We start from the raw sequence: 8,113 nt of genomic DNA, 5'->3' as shown, positions 1-8,113 counted from the left end.
CTCGCCGCAGAGGGTGTTACCGCAGATCAGCGCGCACATCCATGCCTCTAGCCGCACCCAATTCTGCGGAACCCCGGTCTATCGGCCCCCGAAAACGGGCCCTGGCAGACGGGACCGCAGTTCACGCAGGTCAGTCCGCGTTCGCCAACGGGGCGCCACCATCTTCAGTCCGAGCGAGATTCGCATGTTTCAGCAGGTCGGCGCGGACTTCCGTCGCTCTGAGCACCAGGCCAGTGCCACCGTGGTGCCAACGCATAACGTGCTGGTCAGGCCGGGTTCGCGTACATATCCCACGTCCCCCGGAATGACCTTATAAGGGAAATGTCTGCCAACACCGGCTCGGGGAAGCACAACGGCGCCGGATCTGTGAACGGTCGACCTGCCGGGCTTGTCCCGCGAGGGGGCCGCCGCGCCCACTGCGCAGTGGCACGGGAACGGCGTCGAAAGGGATCTCGGTGAGCACTGCGGGCTTCGTCCACCTCCACACCCACTCGGAGTACTCCGACTTCGACGGCCTGTCCTCCGTGACCCGCCTCGTGGACGCCGCCGCCGCCGACGGACAGACCGCCCTGGCGATCACCGACCACGGCCGACTCGCCTCCCTCTGGGCACTCCGCACCGCCTGCGCGAAGTCCGGCACTGTCGCACCGATCCCGGGCATCGAGGCCTACCTCGTCGTCTCCGGCACCCGGCATGACCCCGGCACGATCCAGGTCGCCGCAGACTCCGACGACCTCGACCCGGGCGGTTCCTCGGCGTCGTCCACTCGGGCGGCGACGAAGACGAAGCGCTACGAACACCTGACGATCCTCGCCTCCACCCGGACCGGTCTGCGGAACCTGATCGAGATGTCCAACCGCTCGCAGGAGTCCAAGGCCGGGAAGTACCCGCTGATCGACTACGAGCTCCTTGCTGAGCACGCCGAAGGTCTGATCGTGCTGAGCGGCTGCGTTGGCGGCCCGATCGCCGGTCCCCTTTCCCGCATCACCGGCACCGACCCTGCAGCGGACGCGGCAGAAGCTGACCGGGCCCAGGCGAATCTCGACCGGCTCATCGGCGCGGTCGGGCACGAGAACGTGTACGTCGAGCTTGCCGACCATGCTCAGGCCGCCCAGGAACGTGCCCTCACCGGCCTGTACGAGATCGCGGCCCGCAACGAGCTGCCGGTCGTGGTCACCAACGACTCCCACTACGTCGCCGAAGACGAGCAGCCCGTCCACGAGGCCCACATTGCGCTCGGTCAGTCGGGCCGCACCATCAATGATCCTGACCGGTACCGGTTCAGCGGCTCCGGTCAGTTCTTCCGCACCGAAGCTCAGATGCGCGCCCTGCGACCGGATGATGAGATCTGGCAGCGGGGCTGCGACGAGACCGTGCGCATCGCCGCCCGGATCGAGGCCGACATCTTCCCCGAGACCCGGCTGAGGGTGCCGAGCTTCCCGATCCCCGCCTGGTTCACCACCGGACTCGAGAACGGCACGCACAAGCGCTACACGGTCCCGTCCTCTGCCGCTGACGGCACAGACCCCGTCACCTTCAGCTACTTCATGCACCGCGTCCACGTCGGCGCCAAGCAGCGCTGGGGCGAAGACCTGCCCGTCGAGGTGTCTGCGCGGCTGAAGTTCGAGCTGTCGGTGATCTGCCGCCTCGGCGTCATGGACTACTTCCTACTCGTCGAAGACCTCATCGCCTGGGCCCGCTCCGACTGGACCGCCGCCGACTGGGTCACCCGCCACGACTACAACACCGAGGACCCTGAGCGAGCACGAAAGGCTCCGATCCATGTCGGCCCCGGCCGCGGCTCAGCACCCGGCTCCGCACTCTCGTACAGCCTGCAGATCGTGGGTATCGATCCGATCGAAGGTGGGCTGCTGTTCGAGCGGTTCCTGGACCTCGAGCGCACCGAGATGCCCGACATCGACGTCGACTTCGAGAAGGAACGCCGCGGCGAGGTGATCAACTACCTCTCCGTCCGCTACGGCCACGACAACGTGTGCCGCCTCGGCATGCACGGCACCAACAAGGCCAAGCGCGCCATGGACTCCGCCGGCCGCTACCTCGAGATCCCCGTCAGCACCGTCGCCGACGTCAAGAAGCAGCTCCCCACCGACTGCGCAGATCTGGCGATGCTCCTGCGCCCAGACCCGCCGGAAACCACCGGGTTGAGCGCTAAGGACGCCGCTGCGCTGCGGGACCGCTACGAGGCCGGCCAGTCACTCCGCGACCACCTCGCGACACAGGACGGCGATGACCTCCCCAGCCCCGGAACCCGGGGCCGGCCCCGCTACGGCGTGGGCACGATGATGGGATACGCCGCCGTTCTCGAAGGAGTCGTCGTCAGCCCCGGCACGCATCCCTGCGGTGTCGTCGTCTCCGACGAGAACCTCACCCCACTGGTCCCGATGCGCCTGGTCGAGGGCGAATGGATTACCGAATGGGACGGCGCCGATATCGCCGACTTCGGGCTGTTGAAGATGGATGTCCTCGGTCTGCGGAACCTCGACATCGTCAAGGCCACCGAACAGAACGTCATCGCCACCCACGGTGAGATCGACTTCGACCTGCTCGAGCTGCGCACCGACGGTCCCCGCGCCGAGGCCGCCTGGGAACTGCTCGGCCGCGGTGACTCCACCGGCGTGTTCCAGCTCGAGTCCGGCGGGATGCGTGACCTGCTGACCACGGCGCATCCGCGCACGCTTGATGACCTCGCTGCGCTGATCGCTGCTTACCGGCCCGGCCCGATGAGCGCCGGCATGCACACCGAGTGGGCCCAGCGCACCGGCGGCAAGGCCCCGGTCTCCTACGACTCCCTGACCACCGATTCTGCCGAGCAGGCCGTGATCGCGGCGGTGCTGGGGCAGTCGCAAGGAGTGATCCTGTTTCAGGAGCAGATGATGCGCCTGGGCAAGATCGTCGGGAAGTTCGACGCGGCGCGAGCGAACAACCTGCGCCGAGCGATCTCGAAGAAGAAGCAGAACCTGATCGACTCGCTCAAGCCCGACTTCATCGCCGGCGCCCAGCACGAGGGCGTCGCCGAGGACGGAACCACGCCCGTCCCTGCGATCTCCGCCCAGACTGCGGAGCGACTGTGGACCGCGTTCGAGGGCTCGGGAGCTTATGCCTTCAACCAATCGCATACCGCTGCGTATGGGGCCTTGGCGTTCCAGACTGCGTACCTGAAAGCGAACTGGCCAGCCGAGTTCGGGGCGGCCGTGCTGCGGTTCACCGGCTCCGGTAAGGACAAGGCCCACCTCAGGGTCGCGACGATCCGGTCCCTGCGCGCCGAGGGCGTCACCGTCCAGGCCCCCGATATCAACACCTCTGACGAGCACACCATCGCCCGCGACGGTGCCGTTTGGCTCGGATTGGGGGAGATCAAGGGGGTCGGCTCGATCGCTGCCGAGATCGTCGCCGAACGTGACCGGGGCGGGAAGTTCGCCTCGATGGCCGAGGTCGCCACCCGCGTGATCGTGCCCGCCACCGACGATGGCGGGAAGAAGAAGTCCGTCACCAGCGCCCAGTTGGCGGCTCTTGCTCAGGCCGGCGCGTTCGACTACGTCGGCGAGGGACACCGCCTGGGGCACGTGATCGCCTCCCGCGCCGTCGCGAAAGACCCCGACATCCGAGTTCCGCAGATGGAGTACTCGGTGCTGGAGAAGGCGTCACGGCAGCGGGCCAGCATCCTCGCGATCACCGGCACTCACCCCACGAAGGCCCTCGCTCGTCAGATCGCCGCCCTGTACCGAGCCGATGCGGGCGATGACGCGGCGCCGAAGCCACCCGTGGGGCTGCACAAGCTGCCCGGCACGGACGGTGCCAAGGTCCACACCGGCGGGATCGTCTCCGCGTTCACGGAGCGACTGACCCGCAAAGGGACGTGGATGGTGACGATGGAGCTGGAGAACGCCCACACCTCCATCCAGACGGTCGGGTTCGCCGATGTCCACGCCAGCCTGAAAGAGATCGGGATGCCGGACGTGGGGGACTTGGTGGAGATCCGCGGCACGGTTCGAATCAGGGAGGTCGAGCGGGAAGTCACTGACGAGGTGACGGGGGAGTCCAGCACGGAGACGACGCTCGAGCACTCGCTCGTGCTGTCGCAGGTGGAATTCATGGCCGTCGAAGACCCTGATCGTGACGCTGAGGGCGATCCGGTCCTGGCGGTAGGGCGGATGCTGGCTGACGGCACCCCGGAACCGCGTGTCATGGACTCGAGCTCGGGCCCGGGCATCTCGAATGACGACGACGGGGAGGTCGTCCCGGGCGTGGATCGCCTTGCGGGCTCCGAGGTCGCATCCTCGTCTGATCCGTCCACGACGGGGGAGATCCCGCTGGAGGCCCCGGAGCGTGGGCGAGCTCCGGAGGTGCCGGAGGGGGGAGGTGATGGGAAGGGCCTCGGGATCCAGGACATCGTCAGGACCATTGAGTGGCGGCAGCTGCAGGAGGCGCTGAGTGAGGTCAGTGGGGAGGGGTTCGAGCTCGCCACACCGCGCGCAGGGCGGGGTACCGGGGTGCATCTGCGGCTTGAGACCGAGAACGGATCCGTGCGCGTCCCTGCGACCGCGCAGCGCCGGCTGACTGAGCTTCTTGCCGCGGGCAGACTTCCGGCGCTCGTGTCGACGCCAGCGCTGTGCTGCGTCGTGATCGAGCCCGGGCATTGGCGCGTCCAGCTGCGGGCGATGTCCGATGCGATCAACTCCGGCGCGATCGACCCGGCAACGGTCTCGGTCGACGGACTGGGCCCGCCTGTCGCTGCACGCTCCGGCTGACGCGCGCCGCCCTGGCACGTCCTGCGAGGAGTCGGCTTCGCCCACTGGTGCGGTATGCGGGATCTTCCCGCCGCGGCCCCCGAGGGGTTGCAGCCATGTGGCAGAGCATCAGCGATGTCACGCATACCAAAGAGGAGAGTTCACATGGCTCTGGACAACATCGTCACGGTCGTCGGTCAGCTCACGGCCGACCCCGAGCTGCGCCACACGAAGAAGAACATCCCGGTCGCCTCGTTCTCCGTCGCGCACAACGACCGGATCTTCGACAAGGAGTCCGAGGAGTGGGTGGATGGGGAGCCGACGTTCGTGCGGGCGTCCTACTGGCGTGAGCCCGGTGAGAACTTCGCCGAGTCGCACGGGAAGGGCGACCGCGTGATCCTCGTCGGCAAGCTCAAGCAGAACGACTTCACCGACAAGGACGGCAACGAGCGCTCCACCCTCGAGCTGATCGTCGAGGAGGCCGGCCCCTCGAACAAGTTCGCCACCACCACGGCCACCCGCCGCAAGGGCAACGGCAACCGCTCCTCCTCGAAGGCTGCACCGAAGGCGAAGGCCAGCGCCTCCGTCAAGGCCGGCGCCGACGACTCAGGCTCGGACGACGACTTCGACTTCTGACCCACGAAGTCACTACGGGCCGTCGACGCATCCCACCCGGATGAGTCGACGGCCCGCCTCACGTCGAACGGGAAGGGGATTGGACGACATGACGGAGGCACCAAGGCTCAGCGGCGTCCTGCACGTGCTCGAAGCCATCCTCGGCAAAATCGTCGAGCATCCCTGGCTGATCGTTCCCGTGGTCGCCGCGCTGCTGGTTTGCGTGGTGCTGGCGTCACCGGCCGGCGGAGCCTGCGACTCGCGGGATCCCCGCCGGGGCTTCACTGTCGCCGAGCGTCGGGCCGCATTCGAACGCGCAGGGCTCAGGTGCGAGCACAAGTCCATCTTCTGGCACCGCTGCACGAACACCCCCACTCAGGGGGACCACATCTTTCCCTGGTCACGCGGCGGGCGGACCGCCATGAGCAACCAGCAGGCTCTGTGTCCCTTTCATAACAGCCGCAAGTCCGGTTCCGTGCCGACACGGATGTACATCGTGCGTCTGCAGTGGCGCCGCCGCCGCTACTTCCCCGAAGGTCAGTCGCCGCAGATCCAGTGGCGAACTGGAGCAGCTCTAACGACAGGAGAGGATGCCTCGAGGTCGAGTGCGTGGAACCACGGAAGAGCTGCGAGTAGCCCACGAAAGTCAGGTTGGTCCTAACCGGATATGGGTTCTGCGGACTCCATCACTAGCCAACGGGAACATGCTCATCGTCTAATTTTGAGGGTAGACTACGTAAAATTCGCATAACCGGTTATTGGTTGAATCTAAACAGAGGATTCGCGCGAAGGCGCGGGCTGGCCTATGTAAGAATTTGCGCCCGATATTGGGTTAGGGCGGATCGCGAGCCGTCGAGTAGCGAGCCCGCGCGGAATTGGCGCTCCTGTTGGTGTGTCGACCGGTTCATAAGTCCTCTAGTGCGATGCTCTTAATGGTGTACTTCCCGGTATCCCCGCAGTTCTCGATCTCAACCACGGCTCGAGCCTCAATCGTAGCCATTGTTTCGAAGTAGTGGTTGTTGAGTTCACCAATTAGCTCAAGGATACCTTCACTCTCAACGAGGTAATCACCTTTGAAAGTTGCGCCTTCGATGGACAGTCTGACCTGAGCGGAGCCCGTTACTGCGCCATCAACTTCGGGCTCGAACGTAAACTCTGTGCACTGGTCGATCGCCACGATCTCTTGGCTTTCCATTGGGGGAACTTCAAACTTCACAAATTCGGGGTAGTCGTAGTCTCCGCCGTGAACCATCTGCAGTGAGATATCCTGGTCGGTTAGCGCGTAGAGCGCGTCCGTGGCGACGCGTACCAGTTCTGCGTGATCTGCGTCCTCTTCAGTTGCGGCATTAACGTGTGACTCAACCTCGGAGTTGGCCATGAATGTCGTCTGGGCAGTGATAATTCTGTCGTGCGCTACCTGACGGGCGTCCAGATCTTCGAGCAGATCCTGGTGAAGTGATTTTTTATCGTCCGAGAGGAAGCCCTTGTCGGCTGTCACGAAGATCAACCTCACGTCGGCGGGGAGCTCGCTCAGCACGTCGAGGATCGTTTCCCATATCACCGCATCGCGGAAGCCTGTCGACCACGGCTCGCTGCCTTCTTCGAGAAACGGTCGCCGCCGCGCAAGATCACGCTTCACCAGACGGGCTGTAGCATCTGTGGGCACCGGTTCCACTTTGACGCCAGTTCGCGTAATTAATTCATCGAAACTGGACTTAACTTGGGAGGTCAGTTCGTTGATGCTTTGTTCGAGGCTATCAAGCGTCGCGTCAACGTTGACCGGGTTGCCGCGTAGTTTTTCGACGAGCACTTTAACCTCGTGCCGCTTCGAATGCACCCAGTCGTGTTGCTGGCGACTCAGCTCATCGATCACAACCTGCGGGAACACGAGCACGCATTTGCCCCGGTCTGCGAGGTCGAGGAGTGCAGTACCCGGCTGATTTTTCAACCACGGGTCGCGATGGATGGCGTTGGTGTCAATCACGACAGCGATCATGAGCCCATTATGCTGGAGGACACCCCCGTCTCCCTCCAAGAGCGAGAGCTCTCCTTGCTGGGAGGCTGCTACTGGGCAGTTCCGCTCTCATGTAGCCAGATGGCACGGTCCAGGGAGCGGAGCTTGACACCCAGCTCCTCCGCTACCGCCTTCATCAGCTCCCGTGCATGCGCATGCGACCGTGCCGGAGCCCCCAAGGCGCGGGCAATGTACCGGCTCAGCATGACGTCAATTTTGGCCTCGTCTTCGACCCCTGAGTTCATCAGTAGATAGAACCACGACCGCTTTCCCAGCCCCGGTACTGCCATCCAGGCGCGACGGACCGCTTCACGATTCTCGTCGTGAGTCCGGCGCAGATCCTCGGCCGTGAGGATTGACAACGCTTGCAATGCCTTCAATCCGTCTTGGATACCTTCAGTCCGCAGCCTCGGGCTCCGCGCCAATGGCCGGCGTGCGTCTAGCACGTCCAGTGCAAATGCGCGCGGTCCACCTGCCGCATCCATGAGGGCAATCAAATCAGGGCCGCTGTCAGTCTCTGGGTTCGCACCGTTATCGCGCCGCCACTGCTGATAGCGACCGACAACATTTGCCCCTGCCCGAGATCGACCATTCAGGGAGTACACCGAGTTCAGCGCGCATAGTGCCAATGAGTTGGGGAACTCCACCGGAACTCTCCAGCTCTCCGGATCGCCCAGTTCTTCCCGCACTGCCCTCACCAGCAGCGCAACCTCAGTTTCAGACACGTCAACTCCCT

At 64.8% G+C, this 8,113-nt stretch carries 5 protein-coding genes; 3 read left to right on the top strand and 2 right to left on the bottom strand.

Annotated elements, in window-relative coordinates; all coding sequences use genetic code 11:
* Window positions 1–455 precede the first annotated feature (455 nt).
* The 3 genes from dnaE (at window position 456) to ACHUEU_RS15670 (ending at window position 6,024) form a co-directional block, all read left to right on the top strand.
* Window positions 456–4,769, top strand: coding sequence for a DNA polymerase III subunit alpha (gene dnaE, locus ACHUEU_RS15680; RefSeq protein WP_394217036.1), 4,314 nt, complete (start codon window positions 456–458; stop codon window positions 4,767–4,769).
* Between the two features lie 144 nt (window positions 4,770–4,913).
* Window positions 4,914–5,384, top strand: a complete 471-nt coding sequence (gene ssb, locus ACHUEU_RS15675; protein ID WP_394217035.1) for a single-stranded DNA-binding protein — start codon at window positions 4,914–4,916, stop codon at window positions 5,382–5,384.
* A gap of 40 nt (window positions 5,385–5,424) precedes the next feature.
* Complete coding sequence (locus tag ACHUEU_RS15670; RefSeq protein ID WP_394217034.1) at window positions 5,425–6,024, top strand: HNH endonuclease; 600 nt, start codon at window positions 5,425–5,427, stop codon at window positions 6,022–6,024.
* Window positions 6,025–6,267: 243 nt separating this feature from the next.
* Here ACHUEU_RS15670 and ACHUEU_RS15665 read toward each other — a convergent pair whose 3' ends face one another.
* Both ACHUEU_RS15665 and ACHUEU_RS15660 read right to left on the bottom strand, forming a co-directional pair.
* Window positions 6,268–7,359, bottom strand: coding sequence for a PIN domain-containing protein (locus ACHUEU_RS15665; RefSeq protein WP_394217033.1), 1,092 nt, complete (start codon window positions 7,357–7,359; stop codon window positions 6,268–6,270).
* Window positions 7,360–7,427: 68 nt separating this feature from the next.
* Window positions 7,428–8,102, bottom strand: coding sequence for a hypothetical protein (locus ACHUEU_RS15660; RefSeq protein WP_394217032.1), 675 nt, complete (start codon window positions 8,100–8,102; stop codon window positions 7,428–7,430).
* Window positions 8,103–8,113 lie beyond the last annotated feature (11 nt).

It is taken from the genome of Brachybacterium vulturis (genome assembly GCF_043641765.1).
Classification (GTDB): Bacteria; Actinomycetota; Actinomycetes; order Actinomycetales; family Dermabacteraceae; genus Brachybacterium; species Brachybacterium vulturis_A.
Note: the sequence above shows the minus strand (reverse complement) of the source record. Positions and strands in the feature narration are given on the sequence as shown.

Coding starts and splice junctions, on each gene's coding strand:
- ACHUEU_RS15670 (WP_394217034.1), top strand. CDS start 5,425: ATGAGTCGACGGCCCGCCTCACGTCGAACGGGAAGGGGATTGGACGAC.
- ssb (WP_394217035.1), top strand. CDS start 4,914: ATGGCTCTGGACAACATCGTCACGGTCGTCGGTCAGCTCACGGCCGAC.
- ACHUEU_RS15665 (WP_394217033.1), bottom strand. CDS start 7,359: ATGATCGCTGTCGTGATTGACACCAACGCCATCCATCGCGACCCGTGG.